Raw genomic sequence first — 20,221 nt, forward strand, 5'->3', positions numbered from 1 at the left:
CGGGCGGCGGTTCACGAAGGGCCGGTCAGCCGAGGAACACGTTCCGGCGCTTCGCGAGGAGGCGGTACAGCGTCTGCTGGATGGTCTCCCGGACGTGGTCGGTGACCTCGAACAGTTCCATCGGATCGTCGGCCGCCGCCGCGTCGTACGTATCGGTGACGATCGGCTTGCCGAACTCGATGTACCACTTCGAGGGCAGCGGAACGAGGCCGAGCGGCCCGAAGTGCGGGAAGAGCGGGGTCACCGGGAAGTACGGCATCCCCAGCAGCCGGGCGAGCGTCCCCAGCTCGCCGATCTTCGGGTAGATCTCCTCGGACCCGACGATCGAGCACGGAATGATGGGCGCACCGGTCCGCATGGCCGCGGACACGAACCCACCACGGCCGAAGCGCTGCAACTTGTAGCGTTCGCTGAACGGTTTGCCGATGCCCTTGAAACCCTCGGGGAACACGGCCGCCACCTCGCCGTCCTGCAGCAGGCGCACGGCGTCCGGGTGGCACGCAAGGGTGTGCCCGGCCTTGCGGGCGACTCCACCCACCAGCGGCATCTCGAACGCCAGGTCTGCGGCCAGCATCCGCAACGGGCGATGCGCCGGGTGATGATCGTGGACGGCGACGGAGGTCATCAGACCGTCGATGGGGAGGACACCGGCATGGTTGGCGACCACCAGCGCGCCGCCGGTGGACGGGATGTTCTCGAGACCGCTGACCTCGACGCGGAACCACTTGTCGAACAGTGGTCGCAGGATCGGGAGCCACACGTTCTCGGCGAAGTGCGGGTCGTAGCCGAAGTCGTCCACGTGATAGTCGCCCGACAGCCGACGGCGCACGAACTCGGCGGTGTTGACGATCTGCTCGGCCAGCGCATGCCGGACGGCGTCGACGGCCGAAGATTCGGTGACGGGCTCGGGTGGGGTGATCACGGCGGGTGGAGGCATCGCGGACGGATGTCGGCTCTCGCTCTGCTCACGCCTCGAACGTCCGATAGCGGCCCCGCGCGCGGCAATCGCACCGTGCAACGGAATGACCTTCGCCACTTCGTTCACCTCTCCCCTTTCGCCGTGCCGGTAAGAGCGAGTAGTGCGTTTTCTGCTGCGTCGACCCATTCGTTCTTGATGATCGCCTTGACGCCTGCCGCGCGAGCGAAGTCGTCGAGCGCCTGCATCGAGGTCCACCGTGGCTCGAAGGATAGTTCGGTTCGCATCCGAGTGGTGTCGAGTCCGCAACCGAAGTGGAAGTACTCGAGTTGTTCGGTGGTGTACGACCGCATCACGGGACCCATCAGCGCACGTCCGACATTGCGGAACAACCCGAACGGCATCGGGACCTCGATCCGCCCGGCGCGGCGGATGGCCTGCGACATCATGACCACGCCGTCGCCGGCGACGTTGAACGTGCCCGCCGGACCCGACACCGTCGCCCGTTCCAGTGCGGCGAGTGCGTCCTCCTCGTGCAGCACCTGCAGGCGCGCGTCGCGACCGAGAATCGTCGGCACCACCGGTGAGGTGAGGTACTGCGCGACCGTTGCGTTGAGGCGGGGCCCGACCAGCGGGGCGAGGCGGACGATCGACACGCCGATGTCCGGACGCCGGCGCCCCATTCCGCGCAGGTAGCCCTCGATCTCGATGCAGTCCCGCGCGTAGGCGCCCGCGGGCCGCCGCCGGGCGCTCATCTCCTCGGTGAACTTGGCCGGGTCCTTGGCGCTGCAGCCGTAGACCACGGAGGCCGAACGCAGCACCACTTTCCGGACGGTCGGCGCCTTCTGGCAGACGGCGAACAACTGCATGGCGCCGATGACGTTCATGTCCTTCATGGCCGCGCGACTGCCCGACTTCGGGGGACGCGCCAGCGTGGACGCGTGCACAACGGTGTCGACTTCGGCGTTGCGAATGACCTTGCCGATCAAGGGGTTCCGGATGTCGGCGCGCACGAACTCGGCGCGGCCCATGCGGCGCAACATGTCCTTGCTCGGCGACACCGCGTCGACCGCGATGACCCGCTCGATGTCCGGATTCTGAGCGAGCCGAGTCACCAGATATCCACCCAGAAACCTGCTTGCCCCAGTGACGAGCACGACGCGCGGCACCGCCGTCCGCGTAGTACTGTCTTCGTCACTCACAACCACTAGGACCCCCGATCACGTAGCGAGTGACGTCAACGATACGTGCAGGATGGGGATGGCGCTCCGCACAACGACAATTGGTCGCGCGCCCAACGGATAGCGGCCGGTGGCGGAGACGACGGATGCCCGCCACCTCAGGTGACGGGCATCCAGACGCGACTCTTTACTTACCGAGTTTCCTGCGCTGCACTCGGGTGCGGCGAAGCAGCTTGCGGTGCTTCTTCTTCGACATGCGCTTGCGTCGCTTCTTGATCACTGAACCCATAGCGGGTGTCCCTCACGTTCTTCTCTAGCGTTCCTGCGCACGCCGGTCACGTACGCCTGCGCCACTCTGGCGCCTGGGCCTCGTTTTAACTAGCTCAGCGCCTTACGACACCAGCTGGCTGGTACGACAGTCGCTAATCGTACCGGTGCGGGTCCGTCCGGGAGAAACCGAGGTCGCACCGCTCCCGGCCAACCAGGTCGCACCGCTCCCGGACAACAGGTCGCACCGCTCCCGGCGCAACCACTGGACCCTCTTCGTGCCGATCGGTCAACCGGCGTCGAAGTACGAGGTTTCGAGGTAGTCGTGCACTGCTTTCGCATGCACTCTGAACGAACGGCCCACACGGACGGCGGGCAGTTCGCCGCTGTGCACCAACCGATACACAGTCATCTTGGACACTCTCATCAGCGTCGCTACCTCGGCGACGGTGAGAAATTGCGTTCCGGCCAGGGCCGGTTGTCCGTCCGGGGCCGAGCCCTTGGACGGCTTTTTTGCAGACGTCATCAACCACTTACCTCCGGCACGTCTCGCGCCGCCGGCTTCCCCTCCGGCGGAACAGACACGCACGTGCTACTTCGAGCTTAGCGGGACGGATGGGGTTACTGCGACGGGTGTGGGCAATCGAATATTCATTCGCTCGTCGTACCGAGTTCGGCGGATCGAATTTTCGCGGCTTCGAGGGCATCGAAAAAGGCTGTTCGGAGCCCGTTTCCCTCCAGCCGGCGGATCGCTGCGGCGGTGGTTCCGCCGGGCGAAGTCACGGCGGCACGAAGTTCGGTGGCGCTCTCCCCCGACCGATCGAGCATGGCTGCGGAGCCGACCATGGTCTGCACGACCAGTTCGGAAGCGGTCGCCCGGGTCAGCCCGAGCCCCACACCGGCGTCGATCATGGCCTCGGCGACCAGGAAGAAATAGGCCGGACCGGAGCCGGAGACGGCGGTGACGGCGTCGATCTGCGATTCGGGAACGACCACGACCTTGCCGACCGACGACAGGACGCTGCGCACCAGTTCGAGGTGCTCCTTCTTCACGTGCCTGCCGGGTGCGAGCACGCTGACGCCCTCACCGACCAGCATCGGCGTGTTGGGCATGACCCGGACCACCGGGAACCCCGCAGGCAGTCTCGTCTCGTAGAACGCGGTCGGGATACCCGCAGCGAGCGACACGAGCAGCTGCTCCCGCTCGCCGTCGAGCTCCACCTTGGACACCTCGGTGAGTGCGGCCTCCACGTCACCCGGCTTGACGGCGATCACGATGACGTCGGCGCCTTCGGCGGCATCCGAGGGGGTGGTGACCCGCACCGAGTACGCCGCGGCCAGCTCGTCGGCACGCGCCGGGTGCTGCTCGGCCACCACGAGATCCTTGACCGCGTGACCTGCCTGCAGAAGCCCCGAGATGAGTGCCTCGCCGATCTTGCCGCCACCGATTACCGCAATTCTCGTCATGGCGAACAGCCTGCCACGACGCGCTGCGGGGACTTCCTAGCGGGGGATCATCGCCAACTGCCGGCTCTGCACGACGATCGCCCCGGTCGAGTCGAGGACGGTGTGGTCCTCCTCGAACCACGCGCCGCCGAGCACCGTGCTGCTGGCCATCACCCGCAGCCAGCCCGGCGCGGGCTGCCTGCGCAGGTAGGTGGTCAGCTGCACCGTCGGCGCCCAGCCGAACATGCCGCGGTTCATCGTCACGGGTGCGCTGATGTCGCCGGTCATGATCGCGAACAGGGCCGCGGTGTCGGGATCGTTCTCGTCGCCGGCACGCGGACGCACCCACATGCGCACCTCGGGTTCACCCTGATTGCCGGTGAGGAAGTGCGCCGAAGACCCGTCCACCCGCATGTCGCAGCCCTGCGACACGTGGACGATCTGCCCCATCGGATGGTCGGCGGTGAGCACGACCGCGTCGGCGGGCGGTTCGACCGGCAGCTGCGCCAGCGCGTGGTCTCCGCTGTACTGCGGCTCCCCCACGTCCGGGACGCCGAGCGTCACCGACGCGTGCACCGCCACCCGGTCGCCCTGACGGAGTTCCACGTCGACGAACGACACCTGCTTACCCTGCTTGCGCAGCGTCGTCGACAGCGTCACCTCGCCGGGGTCGGGGGCGGACAGGTAATTGGCGCCGACCGCGAGCGGCTGCACCCGGGACAGCTCGGCGTCGCCGGTGCCGTCGAGAAGCCGCCGGCGGGCCGCCGCCGCGCAGAGCGACATCATCGAGCCGCCGTGCACCTTCGGGCCGATCGTCCAGATGGGGTCGATCGAAGCCTGGTAGGACCCGTCGCCGACAGCGGTGAGGACGTTGAGGTCGTGGAAGGGGGTTGAGCTCACTGCTGATCCTGTTCTTCGGAGTTCCGGAGGCGCTTCTGCGCGACGTCCTGGTGTGCGAGCCGGCGCATCGCGGCGATCACCGGCTCGTAGATGGCCGTGCCGAGCACCGCGTAGCGGATGGCGTCCTCGGCCGATTCGGTGGGCATGAGACCGATGTCGATCTCGGCGATCCCCCGCACGTGTCGCCCGTAGGCCTCGAGCCGCTCGTCGGTCATCGGGACGCCGGCTTCCTCGAGCCCCTCCAGCGCCCGTTCGAGCTGACCGACCGCGACGTACCGCGGGTCGTACACCTGCCCGAGCCTGTCGAGGACGGCACGGGCCCGGGGGAAGTCGTCGACGTCACCGGTGCCGGCGGGAGTGTCGAGATACGGGGGCAGTTGCGCGATGGCCTGGCCGAGCACCTCGAACAGCGAACCGTCCGGGTGGTCGACGAGCCTGAGGATCTCGCGGATGCGCGGAATCGGGAGTCCGGCGCCGGCCAGCGCCTTGACGAGGCCCAGGCGCTGGACGTGCTCCTCGCCGTACCGGGCCTGGGTGGCGCTCGTCGCCTCGCCGGGCATGAGCAGACCTTCGCGCAGGTAGTACTTCACCGTCGCGAGCGGAACGCCGGTCCGGGCGACCAACTCGGAAACGCGCACAATCACTCCTTCGGTACTTCGACCCCCATATTGGATATCGATACTATCCAATATGGGAGCGAGCTTACCGCAGGAGGAACTCGACAGGCATCTCAGGCGCCGTCGTGATCGCCGCCGGAGTGGCCGCGGGGTGACCCGGATGCGGCGCGGCCCGGTTCGAGGTGCTCCCGGGCGAAGGCCAGCGCCTGCCCCAGCATCGACGACCGTTCCCGCTGCGTCCGAGCGTTCTGGGTGTTGATCTCGATCACCGCTTGCCCGTCGAAACCGGTGTCGACGAGGTGACGGCACAGCTGCGCGCACGGCTGGGCGCCGTGCCCGGGGATGAGGTGTTCGTCCATCGACGCGCCCCGGCCGTCGGCGAGGTGGAGATGCGCGAGACCCTCACCCATCCGCTCCGCCAGCTTCATTGCATCCATTCCGGCCGTGGCCGTGTGCGACAGGTCGAGGGTGTAGTGGGCGTGCCCCGAATCGGTGGGGTCGTAGGACGGGCTGAATGCCGACAGCGCCGCCCCCGGACCGCCCCGCCTGCGGAGCCTCTCGGCCGACCTCTCCTTGCTGCCGAAGAAGCCGTCGGCCCGCATGGGGAACATGTTCTCCACCGCGACGACGACGTCGCTGCGCTGTTCCAGGTCGGCGACCTGGTCGGCGAACCCCTCGGCGTACCGGCGCTGCCAGCGGAACGGTGGATGCACTACGACACTCGTCGCCCCGAGCGACTCGGCGGTGCGGACCGAACGTTCCAGCTTCGCGACCGGGTCGGCGCCCCACACCCGCTGCGAGATCAGCAGGCAGGGCGCGTGGATCGCCTGCACCGGGATCGCGTACTTGCGTACGAGCGCGGCGACGGCCCCGACGTCCTGGCTGACCGATTCGGCCCAGACCATCAGTTCGACGCCGTCGTATCCCAGATCGGCCGCGTACCGGAAGGCTGCCTCGGTGTTCTCCGGGTACACGGAGGCCGTCGACAAGCCCACCAGGACCTTCCGCCCGCGCGGTGACCGTCGAACCTGCTCGTGCCCACTGTCCCCGACCATGAGCAACTCAGCCCGACGCGAGCATGAAGGCTAGTGGCCCCAGTGTGACGATCATCCCGACCACGACGGCGATCACGAAACTGGTGATGTCGTCGGTGCGCCGCAGGATGCGGACCATCGCTACCAGGCCCACGATGACGAGCAGCGCCAGGATCAGCGCGACCCACGGAAACACGTCCCACAGCTTCTCGAAGCCCTTGAAGAGCAGCGCCCCGGCGATCACGGCGACGACACCCTGACCGATGAGGACGGCCCACTCGCGAGTGGAGTTCTCGCCGGCCTCGTCCGCCTTTCCGGCCTTCTCCGCTTTCTCGGCCTCTGCCTTCTCGGCCTTCGCTTCCTTGCGGGAACGGCGAGGGCTCTCGGGCTTCGCCGTGTCACCCTCTGGTGTCGCGGTCGCCGCCTCGTCGGTGGCGGCGTCGATGAGTTCCGTCTCCTCGCCCGCGTTCGCCGCATCCTTGTCCCGGGACTGGCGCATCAGGTCGCCGGCCAGCGTCGACCCGGACAGCAGTCCCGGCTCCGGCTTCGCCTTGACGGAGGCGCCGGGCTTCGGCGCCTTCACGAACTTCGCTGCACCGTTCGAGGGGGCGGGAACGCCCGGCTTCGCGGGTGTTCCGGACTTCGGTGGTGTCTCGGGCTTCGCCGGCGTCTCGGGCTTCGCCGGGGCGGCGGACTTCACCGGCTCCGCCGGTGCGGGGGTGTCGGTCTTCGGCGCCGGCTTCACGCGGGGAGCGGCGACCGTCGGTGCAGGCTCCGGCTTCTTCACGACCGGGGCTGCCACGGTGGGCGCCGGTGTGGGCGCGGCCGGCTCGGGGACCGGCCGTTCCTGCCGGGTCGCTCGACTGACCCAGGCCCCCTGGTGATCGCGCGACGTCCCGCCCGACACCACTCCGCGGGCACGTCCGGCGGGGCGACTGGCGATGGGTTCGTCGTCATCGTCGTCATCGTCGACCGGCGCCGAGAAAGCTGCGGTGCGCTCGTCTGCGCGCGCCGGCCGCGTGGCGGGCGCAGGCCGACGCGGCAGTTCGGGCGCGGCAGGAGAAGCAGGTTCCGGTTCCGGTTCGGGCTCGAGTGCCCGCGACTCGGACGCGTCGCGGACCACCGGAATTTCACCGGTCAGTTCGGCAACGGAGATTCCCCCCTTGACGCCGCGACGACGCCGCCCGCCCCGGGACTCCACCTGCTGTCCGTTGCGTTTGAGCAGCTCTGACACAGAGATCTGCTGACTGTCCTCGGTCATCGAGCACCCACCATCAATTCACCGCCCATTTCCGTATCGAGCTTGCGGAGGATCAACCCCTCACGCAGAGCCCAGGGGCAGATTTCCAGTTCCTCCACGCCCAGTGCTCTCATGCTGGCCTCCGCAACGAGTGCTCCGGCCACGATCTGCTGCGACCGGTCGGAGCTCACCCCCTCCAATTCTGCACGGTCCGAGGCCGTCATCCGCGAAATGAAAGCTATGAGTTGCCTGAGACCGCTGGCGGTGAGGGTGCGCTTGACCCGCGGGCCCGCGCCGGACGGTGCCGCGCCCGTCAGCCGGGCCAGCGAGCGGAACGTCTTGGACGTGCCCACGGCCCGATCCCACTGCCCCGCCGCGCGCAGTTCCTTGGACGGGACCGTCAGTTCGGCGTCCAGCCAATCCCGCAGCACCGCCACGCGACGCTTACCCGGCGGATCGGCCTCGAGCCAGTCCCGGGTCAGTCGGCCCGCGCCGAGTTGCAGAGACAGCGCGACGTCCGGGTCCTCGTCGCCGCCCGTCGTCAGCTCGAGGGATCCGCCGCCGATGTCGAGGTTCAGGATGCGGCCCGCGCTCCACCCGAACCAGCGGCGCACGGCGAGGAACGTCAACCGGGCTTCGTCGACACCCGACAGGACCTCGAGCGTCACCCCGGTCTCGGCGTGCACTCGCGCGAGCACGTCGTCCGAGTTGTTGGCGTCGCGGACCGCGGACGTGGCGAAGGCCATCAGCTCCCCGCATCCCGATGTCTTCGCGATGCTGGCGAAGTCCGCCACCGTCGTGACCAGGCGATCTGCACCCTGGGAGGTGATGTCACCCCGATCGTCGGTGTTCTCCGCCAACCGCAGAGTCGACTTGGTCGAACTCATCGGTGTGGGGTGGCCGCCCCTGTGGGCGTCCACTACGAGCAGATGGACGGTATTGCTTCCGACGTCGAGTACCCCTAGTCGCACATTGACACGGTACTGGGTCTACCGTCGGGCTTTGTGACAGCACGTAAAGCAGGGCCTTCACACAAGATGAAGCCCAGCCCTGAAGTACCCCTCGACTTCGCTCGTGAATGGGTCGAATTTCCCGACCCCGACAACGTCGAGCACATCATCGCCGCGGACATGACGTGGCTGCTCTCCCACTGGACCTGCGTGTTCGGCACCCCCGCCTGCCAGGGCATCATCGGTGACCGCCCGGACGACGGCTGCTGTTCCCACGGCGCCTTCCTCTCCGACGAGGAGGATCTGGAGAAGCTGAACGCGGCAGTGAAGATGCTCACACCCGAGGACTGGCAGTTCATGGAGAAGGGCCTCGGCAAGAAGGGGTACATCGAGGAGGACGACCTCGAGGACGAGCCCGCGCTGCGCACCCGCCGCTACCAGGGCGCCTGCATCTTCCTGAATCGCCCCGGCTTCGAGGGCGGTGTCGGTTGCTCACTGCACTCGATGGCCCTCAAGCGCGGAATCGAACCTCTCGAGGTCAAGCCCGACGTGTGCTGGCAGCTCCCGATCCGCCGCACCCAGGAATGGGTCGAACGGCCGGACGGCGAGCAGATCCTCAAGACCACCATCAGCGAGTACGACCGGCGTGGCTGGGGCGAGGGCGGCGCCGACCTGGACTGGTACTGCTCCGGCTCCCCCGACGCCCACGTGGGCGCCAAGGCCGTCTGGCAGTCGTATGCGCCGGAGCTGACGGAACTGCTCGGCAAGGCCGCGTACGCCGAGTTGGCGAAGCTGTGCAAGCGCAGGGCGGGCCTCGGGTTGGTCGCCGTCCACCCGGCCACCGTGGCGGCGCAGGCGAAGGCCGCCGAGTAACACAGCGGCGCAGGCGAAGGCCGCCGAGTAACACATCGGACCTACCGGTCGATTTCCCAGTCACGGCCCCTTTCCGGGCACAGCCATGATGGGAGAGATCATGTTCGCTCGAATTCTGTCCGGTGCCCTGCTGACCGCCGCCGCGGCAACACTTGCCCTGGCGCCGACAGCGTCGGCCGATCCGACCCCGGACTGGAACACCTTCTACGACAAGACCGCCAACTTCGTCGCGCCGTTCGATCCGGGCGCCTTCGGCGACAAGGGTGACCGGGCGCTCGTGCTGAGCCCGTACGGGACCGGCCGGGTCATCGAGTGCAAGGGCGACGGACACTACGTCGCGGTCTACTGCCGCCAGTTCGACGACCAGGGTCGCGAGCACGCCATCACGCAGATCATCTCGGCGCCGTTCCGCGGTGTCTACGTGTACAACCCGTTCTGACAAGCGCCCACGAAATAGTCAGCCGCACATGCAATTGCGTGTGCGGCTGACTATTTCGCGTGAATCCGCCGCTCAGGCTTCCAGTTTGTAGCCCAGGCCGCGGACGGTGACGAGATGTTCGGGCTTGGCCGGGTCGGTCTCGATCTTCGAGCGCAGACGCTTGACGTGGACGTCGAGGGTCTTGGTGTCGCCCACGTAGTCCGCGCCCCACACCCGGTCGATCAACTGCCCGCGGGTGAGCACCCGGCCCGAGTTCCGCAGCAGGTACTCGAGGAGGTCGAACTCCTTGAGCGGCAGCGTGACCGCCTCGCCGTCGACCTGGACCACGTGACGCTCGACGTCCATGCGGACCGGTCCGGCCTCGAGGACGGCCGAATCCTGCGCGACGTCGAGTTCGCTGTCGACCCCGCGGCGCAGGACCGCGCGGATGCGGGCGATCAGTTCCCGCGCCGAGTACGGCTTGGTCACGTAGTCGTCGGCGCCGAGTTCGAGCCCCACCACCTTGTCGATCTCGCTGTCCCGCGCCGTCACCATGATGACGGGGACCCCGGACCGGCTGCGGAGTTGCTTGCAGACGTCGGTGCCGCTCATGCCGGGCAGCATGAGGTCGAGGAGGACGATGTCGGCACCGGCCCGGTCGAACTCGGCGAGCGCGGACGGTCCGTCGCCGACGATCGTCGTCTCGAACCCTTCCTTGCGGAGCAGGAATGCCAATGGGTCGGCCAGTGACTCCTCGTCTTCCACGATCAGCACACTTGTCATCGCTTGGCCTCCATACCGGTTTCTCTCTTCCCCACGTTTCCGCCTTCGGCGTCCACTGTCTCGATGTGTGCAGGTATCTGCAGGGTAAACGTCGAACCTGTTCCGGGCTTGCTCCACAGGTCGATGGATCCGTTGTGGTTGGCGGCCACATGTTTGACGATCGCGAGGCCGAGGCCCGTTCCGCCGGTCGCCCGCGCCCGCGCCTTGTCGACGCGGAAGAAGCGTTCGAACACCCGCTCCTGGTCGGCCTTGGCGATGCCTTCGCCGCGGTCGGTCACCGAGATCGCCACGTTGTCGCCGCGGATCGACCGGCTCACCGAGACCGGGGTTCCCTTCGGCGAATAGGCGATGGCGTTCTGCACCAGATTGGACAGCGCGGTGACGAGGAGGGCGCGGTCGCCGAGCACTTCGTAGCCGCTGTTGTGGTCCGTGGTGACGGCGATCCCGGCCGCTTCGGCGGAGATCTTGCAGCGCTGCAGGGCCTCGTCCACCACCTCGTCGACCGAGACGGCCTCGAGGTCGGGCAGCTTCTCGGCGCCCTGCAGCCGCGACAGCGCGATCAGTTCGGTGACCATCTTGCCGAGCCGGACGGATTCACCGAGCACGCGTTCGCCGAAGTGCCGCACCGAATCGGGGTCGTCCGCCGATTCGAGGAGCGCCTCCGCCAGCAGACCCATCGCGCCGACCGGCGTCTTGAGTTCGTGGCTGACGTTGGCGACGAAGTCGCGGCGGGTCGCCTCCATACGCACCTGTTCGGAGTCGTCGTCGGCGAACAGGACCACGAAGTTGTGGTCTTCCTTGCTGAGCAGTCGGGCGGTGCCGCGCACCGCGATCCGGTCACGTCCCCGTTGCGGATTCTTCGTGCTGAGGTCCACCTCGACGGGTTCACCGGTTTCGAGGACCCGGAGCGCCGCCACCCAGGCGCGGTCGTCGACGAGCCGGTTCCTCACCAGGCCCAACTCCTCCGCGCGGGGATTGAACAGGACGACGTCGTGGAACTGGTCGACCACGGCGATGCCGCTCTCGGATGCCAGGACGATCAGGTCGAGCACCTGCGACATCGTGAGTCCGGATGTTTCTTCCATACGCTGCGCCTGCCGGGTGGACAGCATCGGGATCAACACGCCACCGACGAGGTAACCGACGAAGCCGCCCACGATGGCAAGCAAGACGGCTTGAACGACACTCACGCCTGAATCGTACGTTCGCGCGGCGGGCCGGTTACGCAGGGTCCAGGCATTTCCGCGCACGTCACACCCGGGAACCGGACTCTTCGTCCGCAGTTAACCTGCCGTTGGCCGGACGTCCCGCGGACGGGACATCCGGCCGGGCACACGGGTTACTTCCCGCCCTGGTTCGCGACAGCGGCCGCGCCCGCGGCGGCGGCCTCGGGGTCGAGGTACGTTCCACCGGGATTGAGGGGCTTCAGGTTCTCGTCGAGGTCGTATCGCAGCGGGATGCCCGTCGGGATGTTCAGGGCGGCGATGTCCTCGTCGGAGATTCCGTCGAGGTGCTTGACGAGGGCGCGCAGCGAGTTGCCGTGCGCGGTGATCAGCACGGTCTTGCCGGCCCGCAGGTCGGCGGAGATGGTGTCTTCCCAGTAAGGGAGCAGGCGGACGACGACGTCCTTCAGGCATTCCGTCAGCGGCACTTGGTCGAGGTCGGCGTAGCGGGGATCGGCGTCCTGGCTGTACTCGCTGCCGGCCTCGATCGGCGGCGGCGGGGTGTCGTAACTGCGGCGCCACAGCATGAACTGCTCTTCGCCGTACTTGTCCTTGACCTGCGCCTTGTTGCGTCCCTGCAGGGCGCCGTAGTGGCGTTCGTTGAGTCGCCAGTCGCGGATGACGGGAATCCAGTGCCGGTCAGCCGTGTCGAGCGCGATGTTGGCGGTGCTGATGGCGCGACGCAGCAGCGACGTGTACAGCACGTCGGGGAGCAGGTTGTGCTCGAGCAGCAGTTCGCCGGCACGCTTGCCCTCGGCGATGCCCTTATCGGTCAGGTGGACGTCCACCCAGCCGGTGAACAAATTGAGCGCATTCCATTCGCTCTCGCCGTGGCGGAGCAGCACAAGGGTTCCGGTACTCATGCCGTTCATCCTGGCATGCCTCCCGGAACCCTCGCGCCGTGAACCCCTGCCGTCAGCTCCGGCCGGCCTCGCTGGCCCGCAGATCCTTGCGGAGAATCTTGCCCGCAGCGGACTTCGGCACGATGTCGATGAACTCGACCTTGCGCACCTTCTTGTGCGGCGACACCCGCTCGGCGACGAACGCGATGACCGCGGCCTCGTCCAGTTCGGCGCCCTGCTGCTTGACGACGAACGCCTTCGGCACCTCCTCACCCTCGTCGTCGAGGACACCGATGACGGCGGCGTCGGCGACCTGCGGGTGCGTCAACAGCAACGCCTCCAACTCGGCGGGCGGCACCTGATACCCCTTGTACTTGATCAGCTCCTTCATCCGGTCCACGATCGTCACCACCCCCTCGGAGTCGACGGTCGCGATGTCCCCGGTGTGCAGGTACCCGTCCGCGTCGAGGGTTTCGGCGGTCGCCTCGTCGTTGCCGAGGTACCCGGCCATGATGTTCGGGCCCTTGCACCACAGCTCACCCGGCTCGCTGACCCCCTCGGCCGGGTAGGCGACCTCCTCGCCGGTGGCCGGGTCGACCAGCTTGCATTCCATGTTCGCGATCGACGGCCCCACCGAGTCCAGCGCGATGTCGTCGCGGTCGAACGGAATCGCGTGCGAGACCGGGCTCATCTCCGACATCCCGTAGCCCTGCCGCACCCGGCAGCCGAGCCGGTTGGCCACCGCCTTGCCCAGTTCCTGATCGAGCGGTGCGGCGCCGGAGAAGATCGAATGCACGCTCGACAGGTCGTACTCGTCGACCAGTGGGTGCTTGGCCAGCGCCACCGCGACCGGCGGAGCGATGAACACGTACGTGCACTTCTGCCCGGACACGACCTTCAGGAATTCGACCAGGTCGAACTTCGGCATCGTCACCAGGGCGGCCCGGTTGTACAGGGCGGCATTGAGCAGCACCGTCATCCCGTAGATGTGGAAGAACGGCAACACCGCGAGCAGCTTGTCGTCGGCGCCGATGCCCATCCGCGGGTTGATCTGACACACGTTCGCCACCAGGTTGCGGTGGGTCAGCATCACCCCCTTCGGCCGGCCCGTGGTCCCCGAGGAGTACGGCAGCACCGCCAGCTGGGTCGCCGGGTCGAACGACACCTCCGGCGCCGGTGCGCCCTCGGTCAGCAGATCTTTCAGCGACGGATGCCCCTCGGCGCCGTCGAGGACGATCACCCGCTCGTCGGGGATCCCGACCTTCGCGGCGGCGGCCTTGGCCTGCGGCAGCAGCGGGGAGACGGTGAAGAGGAACTTCGCCTTCGAGTCGGTGAGCTGCTTGGCGATGTCCTCGGCGGTGTAGAGGGCGTTGATGGTGGTGGCGACACCACCGGCCCGCAGGATCCCGTGGAACACCGACGCGAACGCCGGAACATTCGGCGAATGCAGACCCACCACCTCACCGACCGCCAGCCCGCGAGCGGCCAGCGCCCCGGCGACCCCGTCGATCTGGGTGATGAGGGACCGATAGGTGGTGACCGCGCCGGAGGCACCGTCGATCAGCGCGGGCCGGTCCAGGTCGGCCGACTCGACCTGACCGAAGAGGAAATCGTAGACACTGAGGTTCGGAATCTCGACGTCCGGAAACGGGCTCTTGAAGCTCACTGGGGCCTCTCCCTCGAAGTGTTGCAGCAGCAGTTGTCGGTACAAGTTTCTGTGAACATCAGATACATGTACCTGACCTGTGACAACAGTCACAAGCTCGCCGCAACTCTACCCGCGCGTATTCCCCGTCGGCGGTCGGTCTACCAGCGTTCAGGCCTGCGAGTCGTCGATGAGATGCTCGAACGGTTTGAGGTTCGCCAGCGACTCCCCGCGTGAGACGCGCCACTCCCACTCCCGCTTGATGGAGCCCGCGAATCCGAGTTCGAGGAGGGTGTTGAAATCGCCGTCGGCGGCCTCGAGGACCTGCCCGAGGATCCGGTCCAGTTCGTCCGGGGTGACCGCGTGCCCCGCGACCTGGCCGACCAGGTAGATGTCGCCGATCTTGTCGATCGTGTAGGCCACCGAGTACAACCGGCGATTGCGCCGCAACAGGTACTTGTAGACGCCTTCGAAGTTCTCGTCCGGCTTGCGGCAGACGAACGCCTCGACCCGCAGACCGTGTGTGCCGACGGTCAGCAGCGTGGTGGTCTCGAGCTTGCGCTCGCCGGGCAACGCGACGACGAAGTGCGTCGAGTCCTTCCTCGTGAAGTCCATCTCGCGTTCGGTCAGGGCGGACTCGATCACATCGGTCAGGTCGCTCATGCGCGCACTCCCCCGGCCCGGCGCAGCTTCCACAATCCGCGTCCGCGACGCGGGGAGAACTCGCTCGGGCCGTGTCCGTAGTTGTAGTTGACGGTCGCCATCCGATAGCTCTCGAGAAGTCCGTCGGCGGTGTGTTCCCAGGAGAAGTTCTCCGCGTGACGCGGCGCCTCGGCCGCGAGGGCGGCGAGCCGGGCGGGGGCGGAGACCAGCGACTGCAACGCCGTCGCCCAGTCCTCGGTTCGGTGCCCGTCCACCAGCAGTCCGGTCTCGCCGTGCCGGACAGCGACCCCGAGACCGCCCACGTTCGCGGCGATCACCGGCGTTCCGCAGGCCTGCGCCTCGATGGCGACCAGGCCGAACGACTCCGAATAGCTGGGCACCGCAACGAGATCCGAGGCCCGGTACACGTCGGCGAGCCGCTCGGGCGCCTGCGGCGGAAGGAATGTCACCCGCGCGGCGATACCGAGGGAGGACGCGAGTTCGATCAGCGCGTCCGGCCGGGCCAGCCCGGAACCGGACGGACCTCCGACCACGAGCACCCGCAGCGTCGACTCCGGGTCTCGGGCGATCAGTTCCGCGGCGGCACGCAGCAGGACGTCGGGCGCCTTGAGCGGCTGGATGCGTCCGACGAACGTCACGACGGTCTCGCGGGGGTCGACTCCGAACTTGGCTCGCGCGGCGGCCCGGTCACCCGGCCGGTACCGCGTCAGGTCCGCGCCGGGCGCCACCACGTCGATGCGGTTCGGGTCGGCGCCGTAGTGCCGGACCAGCTGATCGGATTCCTCGGTGGTGTTGGCCACGAGCCGGTCGGACTCGGCGACCACCTGCTGCTCGCCGATCTGACGGGCCGCGGGCTCCGGGGTGTCGCCCTCGGCCAGCGACAGATTCTTGACGGCGGCAAGCGTGTGCGCGGTGTGCACGAGCGGCACACCCCACCGGTCGCGGGCCAGCCACCCGACCTGCCCCGACAACCAGTAGTGCGAGTGCACCAGGTTGTAGTAGCCCGGTTCGTGGCGGGCCTCCTCGCGGAGCACTCCGGCCACGAACGCGCAGAGCTGGGTCGGCAGGTCCTGCTTGTCCAAACCCTCGAACGGGCCGGCCACGACGTTGCGGACGAGGACACCCGGCGCCGCTTCCTGGACCGGTGCGTCGGCCGACGACGTGGCCCGGGTGAAGATCTCCACCTCGACACCACGACGCGCCATCTGGATGGCGGACTGCAGCACGTAGACGTTCATGCCGCCCGCATCGCCGGTACCGGGCTGCGCCAGTGGTGAGGTGTGGACCGAGAGGACGGCCACCCTGCGGGGGCGCGAATTGTGCATGGGCGTCACCACTCCATAGTGCTCCCTCACCGAACGGCCCCTTTAACCGAGGTTGTCGACGAACCCGCCGACCTCCTTCACGAACCTTTCGGGATCCTCCACGAACGGTGCGTGGTCGCAGCCCTCCCAGAACGACGTCCGCGCCTGCGGGATCAGTTCGGCAGCGTGCCTACCAGCCGAGATGTCGACGACGGAGTCCTCGGTGCCGTGCAGGACGAGCACAGGGACGTCGAGCGACCGGAGCAGGTCGTCGTGGCTCGCGGACCGGTTGAACAGGGCGGCCCGCACCCGCGGCGGCGTGGCGAGGCTGGCGCCGAACAGGGCCTGCGACTGCGCGCCCTTGCCTTCCGGCGGTCCCGTGAGTGCGGTGCCGAAAGCGCCGAGCGCGCGGATCGCGTCGCGCGGTTCCTCCGACATGGCCCCGGGAATCGCGGCCCGCATCGCCGCGCCGACCTTGCCGCCGGCCTCACCGCGACCGATGCTGGTGATCGCGCCGACGAGGACGACGCCGTCGACGGCGGAGGTGCCGTGCGCCGCCAGGTAGTCGCAGATCACGAGGCCGCCGTAGGACCAGCCCAGAAGCACCGCACCGGACGTGACGCCTTCGGCCGCCAGCACGGCGTCGACATCGCCGGCCCACACCGCGGAGTCGTCGTATCCCGTGTCGGGGGCGCCCGAGTAGCCGTGCCCGCGGAGGTCGACCGCGATGACGCGGTAGCGGGCCGCGAGTTCGTCGAGCACTCCCGGGCCCCAGCATTTCGAGGACTGCGCCCAGCCGTGCAGGAGAACGAGGGTCCTCGCCTCGGGGGCACCGGTCACCGAGTAGACGAGGGGGGTTCCGTCGACGCCGACTGCTTCACGAATAGCCATGGGGTCACCATAGAGGCCAGGAGCGCGGCGACCGCCGCCACGGCGTAGCCCGCAGTCGTGCCGAATTCGTCGATCATCCGGCCTGCGAGTGCCGATCCCACGGCGACGCCGACGCCGAGCCCGGTGACGATCCAGGTGATGCCCTCCGTCAGCGCGCCGGCGTGCACGATCTGCTCGACGAGCCCGGTGGTGACGATCATGATCGGCGCCACCGTCATTCCTGCCACCGCGTAGGCGACGGCGAGCGCCGGGATGCTGTCGACGAGCAGCAGCGGAACCATCAGGACGGCCACCGCGGCAGTGGCGACCATCAGCTGTTTCCGGAGCGACGCCGACACCCGGACCGCGCCGAACACGAGTCCGGCCACCCCGGACCCAGCTGCGAACAGGGCCAGCACGACGGTGGCGGAGGCCGGCGCGTCGTGGCTCCGGGTGAACGCGATGGCGCCGACGTCGATGACACCGAAGATCGTGCCCATCGACACCATGACCGCAACCAGGATCCACAGTGCGGGGGTGCGGACGACGGACGGGCTGCCGTCGTCCGTCGACGGGTACACGGGTGGTTCGGTGCCGCGCTGGGCGACGAGCGCGAGGGTGCCGACCACCAGCAGGACGAGACCCGCGAGCGGGCCGGCCTCGGGGAACACCGTGACGGACAGCCCGACGGAGACCACGGGGCCCGCGATGAAGCACAGTTCGTCCACCACCGCCTCGAACGCGAACGCCGTCCGCAGCAGCGGGGTGCCGCGATACAGCTCGGTCCAGCGGGCGCGGACCATCGCGCCGATCGTGGGCATGCAGCCGGCGGGGACGGCCCACACGAACAGCACCCAGTCGGGTGTCCCGAGCCGGACGCACAGCAGCATCGCGGCGATCGACGTCGCACTGATTCCCGACGCGACGGGGAGGACGCGGGACTGCCCGTAGCGGTCCACCGCGCGGGACACGACCGGGGTGATGAACGCGTACGTCAGCGCGAACACCGCGGCGAGGGCACCGGCCAGCGCGTAGTCGCCCCGCAGTTCGGCGAGCATCGTGACGATGCCGATGCCGACCATGGCGATCGGTACGCGGGCAACGAATCCTGCGGCGGAGAACGCTGCGGAGCCGGGGGCGGCGAAGATCTGACGATAGGTACCGAGCACGCGTCGAGCCTCACAGATCGTGGCCGCGACTTCCAGCACGTGCAAGTATTGCGCTCATGAGTGTCCTGGTGTGTTTCCACGCCCATCCCGACGACGAAGTGTTCACCACCGGTGGGGTGATGCGTCAGGCCGCCGACGCCGGTCATCGCGTCGTGGTGGTCACCGCCACGGACGGGGCGCTCGGCGAGGCCCCCGACGGGATCCTGACGGACGGCGAGTCACTCGCCGAACGTCGGCGCCGCGAACTCGAGGAATCGACGTCGCTTCTCGGCGCGCAGCGAGTGGTGTTGCTGCACTACGCGGATTCGGGGATGGCGGGAACACCGGAGAACGAGAATCCCGCGGCGTTCTGCAACGTCGACGTCGAGGAGGCCGCTGCCCGGCTCGCCGCGATCCTCGTCGAGGAATCCGCCGACGTGGTCACCATCTACGACCCGAACGGTGGCTACGGTCATCCGGACCACGTCCAGGTCCATCACGTCGGCCTCCGCGCCGCGGAACTGGCCGGTGTGCCGCACGTCTACGAGGCGGCCGTGAGCCGCGACCACATCCGGCGTCTCATGGCGGCGAATCCCGAGTGGTCCGAGAACGCTCAGCCGCCGGACCTCGACACGTTCGGGCTTCCCGACTCCGAGATCACCACGGTCGTGGACGTCAGCTCGGCCATGGACGCCAAGCGCGCCGCGATGCACGCACACGCCACCCAGATCGGGGATTTCGGCCCGTTCCTGCAGATGCCCGAGGAGCAGTTGCGGGCCGCGTTCGGTCAGGAGTGGTTCCGCCGTCGCGGCGCGCCGGCCGGGCTCGCGGAGTCTTCGCTGCCCCTCTGACCGACCGGTTCGGGTGTCCGCCTGCCGGAGAACCTCCTCTCCACCAGGGTGAGGATCGCTGCGGCGAGGAGGAATCCGCCCGCACCGGCCCCGGTCACCGTGCCGGGAGCCACGGTCGTGGTCAGACCCGTCACGAGCCCGGTCGCGGCGACCACGACGAGCAGCGCACCGAGCACGGTCAGGGAAGCCTCGCCGAGGACTGTGGCAAGCGGAAAGAAGTGGATGCCGACGGCGACGCACACCCAGACGGGGATCCACTCCGACAGGCCCGTGTTCCCGAGAACGGCTGCGCCCGCCCAGATCACCGCAAACTCGACCACCACCACGAGGGTGTACCTCCGCCGGACCGTCCGGTCGGCCAGCGCGGAACTCTCGGCGGGACTGCGGACGGCCAGCACCGCTCCCAGCACAGCCACGACGAGCGCCACCACGATCCCGGCGTCGAGGAGGACGGTGACGGGCCGGGGAACGTCGATGGCCATGGCCCAGCCGAACCAGGCCGCGGCGAAGAATCCGACCACGGCGGCGGCGCTCCCCCGGGCGCGGCCGGATCGGCGGGCAGCTTCCGACAGACGCGACATGCCGCCAATCTAGCCCCGCGAACCGCCTGCGCGGGTTCGGTTCCCCGCCTAGCATCCACGGGTATGGATCCCGCTGATCTGGTCGCGACCATGCCGTTCGCCGTGCACACCGGGGTTCGCCTCACCAAGGCCGCGCCCGAGGAGGTGGTTGGGCATCTCGACTGGGACCAGCACCGCACCACCGCCGGAAACGGGATGCACGGCGGGGCGCTGATGACACTCGCCGACAGCGTCGGCGCCGTCTGCGCGTTCCTCAATCTGCCGGCCGGGGCGTCGACGTCGACCACGAGTTCGAGCACCGTGTTCACCCGGGGCGTCCGCAAGGGCACCGTCACCGCGACGGCGCGTCCGCTGCACGCCGGACGAAGCACGGTCGCGATCGTCACCGAACTGCGGGACGACGAGGACCGGCTCGTGGCGCAGGTGACGCAGTCGCAGGCGGTGCTGCACCCGCAGTCGGGAAGCTGAC

The 20,221-nt window shown here is 68.4% G+C and carries 23 protein-coding genes; 4 read left to right on the forward strand and 19 right to left on the reverse strand.

Going from position 1 to position 20,221, the window contains the following annotated elements:
• Positions 1–25: 25 nt before the first annotated feature.
• The 10 genes from RJ1_RS26800 to RJ1_RS26845 form a co-directional block, all read right to left on the reverse strand.
• On the reverse strand, positions 26–1,045 hold the full coding sequence (locus RJ1_RS26800) for a lysophospholipid acyltransferase family protein (protein ID WP_073365562.1): 1,020 nt from the start codon (positions 1,043–1,045) through the stop codon (positions 26–28).
• Positions 1,042–2,085 carry an NAD-dependent epimerase/dehydratase family protein gene (locus RJ1_RS26805; protein ID WP_083400488.1) on the reverse strand — a complete coding sequence of 348 codons (1,044 nt, stop codon included), beginning with the start codon at positions 2,083–2,085 and terminating at the stop codon, positions 1,042–1,044. The genes RJ1_RS26800 and RJ1_RS26805 overlap by 4 nt, the downstream gene beginning before the upstream one ends.
• Positions 2,086–2,284: 199 nt before the next feature.
• Positions 2,285–2,386: a 30S ribosomal protein bS22 gene (locus tag RJ1_RS26810; protein WP_003402602.1), complete on the reverse strand. Its 102-nt coding sequence runs from the start codon at positions 2,384–2,386 to the stop codon at positions 2,285–2,287.
• 267 nt (positions 2,387–2,653) lie between these two features.
• A complete protein-coding gene (locus RJ1_RS26815) occupies positions 2,654–2,890 on the reverse strand; it encodes a helix-turn-helix domain-containing protein (RefSeq protein ID WP_005258384.1) in 237 nt (78 codons plus the stop codon).
• 125 nt (positions 2,891–3,015) lie between these two features.
• Positions 3,016–3,831, reverse strand: a complete 816-nt coding sequence (gene proC / locus RJ1_RS26820; RefSeq protein ID WP_073365563.1) for a pyrroline-5-carboxylate reductase — start codon at positions 3,829–3,831, stop codon at positions 3,016–3,018.
• Between the two features lie 36 nt (positions 3,832–3,867).
• Positions 3,868–4,710, reverse strand: coding sequence for a thioesterase family protein (locus RJ1_RS26825; protein ID WP_073365564.1), 843 nt, complete (start codon positions 4,708–4,710; stop codon positions 3,868–3,870).
• Positions 4,707–5,348, reverse strand: coding sequence for a MerR family transcriptional regulator (locus RJ1_RS26830; RefSeq protein WP_073365611.1), 642 nt, complete (start codon positions 5,346–5,348; stop codon positions 4,707–4,709). The genes RJ1_RS26825 and RJ1_RS26830 overlap by 4 nt, the downstream gene beginning before the upstream one ends.
• 92 nt (positions 5,349–5,440) lie before the next feature.
• Positions 5,441–6,382, reverse strand: a complete 942-nt coding sequence (locus RJ1_RS26835) for a sugar phosphate isomerase/epimerase family protein (RefSeq protein WP_073365565.1) — start codon at positions 6,380–6,382, stop codon at positions 5,441–5,443.
• A gap of 7 nt (positions 6,383–6,389) precedes the next feature.
• On the reverse strand, positions 6,390–7,622 hold the full coding sequence (locus tag RJ1_RS26840; RefSeq protein WP_073365566.1) for an Rv0497 family membrane protein: 1,233 nt from the start codon (positions 7,620–7,622) through the stop codon (positions 6,390–6,392).
• Positions 7,619–8,572 (reverse strand): Ppx/GppA family phosphatase, encoded by a 954-nt coding sequence (locus RJ1_RS26845; RefSeq protein WP_073365567.1) that lies wholly within the window; start codon positions 8,570–8,572, stop codon positions 7,619–7,621. Before RJ1_RS26845 ends, RJ1_RS26840 begins: the two co-directional genes overlap by 4 nt.
• A 66-nt stretch (positions 8,573–8,638) precedes the next feature.
• Between RJ1_RS26845 and RJ1_RS26850 the strand changes: the two genes are divergently transcribed.
• Both RJ1_RS26850 and RJ1_RS26855 read left to right on the forward strand, forming a co-directional pair.
• Positions 8,639–9,424 carry a DUF3109 family protein gene (locus RJ1_RS26850; RefSeq protein ID WP_073365568.1) on the forward strand — a complete coding sequence of 262 codons (786 nt, stop codon included), beginning with the start codon at positions 8,639–8,641 and terminating at the stop codon, positions 9,422–9,424.
• A 100-nt stretch (positions 9,425–9,524) separates the two neighbouring features.
• Positions 9,525–9,863 carry a hypothetical protein gene (locus RJ1_RS26855; RefSeq protein ID WP_073365612.1) on the forward strand — a complete coding sequence of 113 codons (339 nt, stop codon included), beginning with the start codon at positions 9,525–9,527 and terminating at the stop codon, positions 9,861–9,863.
• A 72-nt stretch (positions 9,864–9,935) separates the two neighbouring features.
• On the opposite strand, the gene RJ1_RS26860 is transcribed toward RJ1_RS26855, so the two are convergent.
• From RJ1_RS26860 to RJ1_RS26895, 8 genes are all read right to left on the reverse strand, one after another.
• Positions 9,936–10,625: a winged helix-turn-helix domain-containing protein gene (locus RJ1_RS26860; protein ID WP_073365569.1), complete on the reverse strand. Its 690-nt coding sequence runs from the start codon at positions 10,623–10,625 to the stop codon at positions 9,936–9,938.
• A complete protein-coding gene (locus RJ1_RS26865) occupies positions 10,622–11,815 on the reverse strand; it encodes a sensor histidine kinase (protein WP_073365570.1) in 1,194 nt (397 codons plus the stop codon). The genes RJ1_RS26860 and RJ1_RS26865 overlap by 4 nt, the downstream gene beginning before the upstream one ends.
• A gap of 149 nt (positions 11,816–11,964) precedes the next feature.
• Positions 11,965–12,720 carry a phosphoglyceromutase gene (locus RJ1_RS26870; RefSeq protein ID WP_174695021.1) on the reverse strand — a complete coding sequence of 252 codons (756 nt, stop codon included), beginning with the start codon at positions 12,718–12,720 and terminating at the stop codon, positions 11,965–11,967.
• A 43-nt stretch (positions 12,721–12,763) separates the two neighbouring features.
• A complete protein-coding gene (locus RJ1_RS26875; protein WP_073365572.1) occupies positions 12,764–14,356 on the reverse strand; it encodes an AMP-binding protein in 1,593 nt (530 codons plus the stop codon).
• Positions 14,357–14,506: 150 nt separating this feature from the next.
• Entirely contained in the window at positions 14,507–14,998 is a 492-nt protein-coding gene (locus tag RJ1_RS26880) for a type III secretion system chaperone family protein (protein ID WP_073365573.1), read from the reverse strand.
• On the reverse strand, positions 14,995–16,353 hold the full coding sequence (mshA, locus tag RJ1_RS26885; protein ID WP_174695022.1) for a D-inositol-3-phosphate glycosyltransferase: 1,359 nt from the start codon (positions 16,351–16,353) through the stop codon (positions 14,995–14,997). The genes RJ1_RS26880 and mshA overlap by 4 nt, the downstream gene beginning before the upstream one ends.
• Before the next feature lie 12 nt (positions 16,354–16,365).
• A complete protein-coding gene (locus RJ1_RS26890) occupies positions 16,366–17,193 on the reverse strand; it encodes an alpha/beta fold hydrolase (RefSeq protein ID WP_073365575.1) in 828 nt (275 codons plus the stop codon).
• Positions 17,139–18,341, reverse strand: a complete 1,203-nt coding sequence (locus RJ1_RS26895) for an MFS transporter (RefSeq protein ID WP_073365613.1) — start codon at positions 18,339–18,341, stop codon at positions 17,139–17,141. Before RJ1_RS26895 ends, RJ1_RS26890 begins: the two co-directional genes overlap by 55 nt.
• Positions 18,342–18,397: 56 nt before the next feature.
• Between RJ1_RS26895 and RJ1_RS26900 the strand changes: the two genes are divergently transcribed.
• Positions 18,398–19,171: a PIG-L family deacetylase gene (locus tag RJ1_RS26900; protein ID WP_073365576.1), complete on the forward strand. Its 774-nt coding sequence runs from the start codon at positions 18,398–18,400 to the stop codon at positions 19,169–19,171.
• Here RJ1_RS26900 and RJ1_RS26905 read toward each other — a convergent pair.
• Positions 19,108–19,752, reverse strand: coding sequence for a DUF6609 family protein (locus RJ1_RS26905; protein ID WP_073365577.1), 645 nt, complete (start codon positions 19,750–19,752; stop codon positions 19,108–19,110). The genes RJ1_RS26900 and RJ1_RS26905 overlap by 64 nt on opposite strands.
• A 63-nt stretch (positions 19,753–19,815) precedes the next feature.
• On the opposite strand from RJ1_RS26905, the gene RJ1_RS26910 reads away from it, so the two are divergent.
• A complete protein-coding gene (locus tag RJ1_RS26910; RefSeq protein ID WP_073365578.1) occupies positions 19,816–20,220 on the forward strand; it encodes a PaaI family thioesterase in 405 nt (134 codons plus the stop codon).
• Position 20,221: the final 1 nt, after the last annotated feature.

Source organism: Rhodococcus jostii NBRC 16295, assembly GCF_001894825.1.
Classification (GTDB): domain Bacteria; phylum Actinomycetota; class Actinomycetes; order Mycobacteriales; family Mycobacteriaceae; genus Rhodococcus_F; species Rhodococcus_F jostii.

Excerpts from the sequence above, each read along its gene's own strand:
- RJ1_RS26840 (WP_073365566.1), bottom strand. The coding sequence starts at position 7,622 with ATGACCGAGGACAGTCAGCAGATCTCTGTGTCAGAGCTGCTCAAACGC.
- RJ1_RS26860 (WP_073365569.1), bottom strand. The coding sequence starts at position 10,625 with ATGACAAGTGTGCTGATCGTGGAAGACGAGGAGTCACTGGCCGACCCA.
- RJ1_RS26835 (WP_073365565.1), bottom strand. The coding sequence starts at position 6,382 with ATGGTCGGGGACAGTGGGCACGAGCAGGTTCGACGGTCACCGCGCGGG.
- RJ1_RS26905 (WP_073365577.1), bottom strand. The coding sequence starts at position 19,752 with ATGTCGCGTCTGTCGGAAGCTGCCCGCCGATCCGGCCGCGCCCGGGGG.
- RJ1_RS26855 (WP_073365612.1), top strand. The coding sequence starts at position 9,525 with ATGTTCGCTCGAATTCTGTCCGGTGCCCTGCTGACCGCCGCCGCGGCA.
- RJ1_RS26850 (WP_073365568.1), top strand. The coding sequence starts at position 8,639 with ATGAAGCCCAGCCCTGAAGTACCCCTCGACTTCGCTCGTGAATGGGTC.
- RJ1_RS26810 (WP_003402602.1), bottom strand. The coding sequence starts at position 2,386 with ATGGGTTCAGTGATCAAGAAGCGACGCAAGCGCATGTCGAAGAAGAAG.
- RJ1_RS26910 (WP_073365578.1), top strand. The coding sequence starts at position 19,816 with ATGGATCCCGCTGATCTGGTCGCGACCATGCCGTTCGCCGTGCACACC.
- RJ1_RS26815 (WP_005258384.1), bottom strand. The coding sequence starts at position 2,890 with ATGACGTCTGCAAAAAAGCCGTCCAAGGGCTCGGCCCCGGACGGACAA.
- RJ1_RS26900 (WP_073365576.1), top strand. The coding sequence starts at position 18,398 with ATGAGTGTCCTGGTGTGTTTCCACGCCCATCCCGACGACGAAGTGTTC.
- RJ1_RS26870 (WP_174695021.1), bottom strand. The coding sequence starts at position 12,720 with ATGAACGGCATGAGTACCGGAACCCTTGTGCTGCTCCGCCACGGCGAG.
- proC (WP_073365563.1), bottom strand. The coding sequence starts at position 3,831 with ATGACGAGAATTGCGGTAATCGGTGGCGGCAAGATCGGCGAGGCACTC.
- RJ1_RS26880 (WP_073365573.1), bottom strand. The coding sequence starts at position 14,998 with ATGAGCGACCTGACCGATGTGATCGAGTCCGCCCTGACCGAACGCGAG.
- RJ1_RS26890 (WP_073365575.1), bottom strand. The coding sequence starts at position 17,193 with ATGGCTATTCGTGAAGCAGTCGGCGTCGACGGAACCCCCCTCGTCTAC.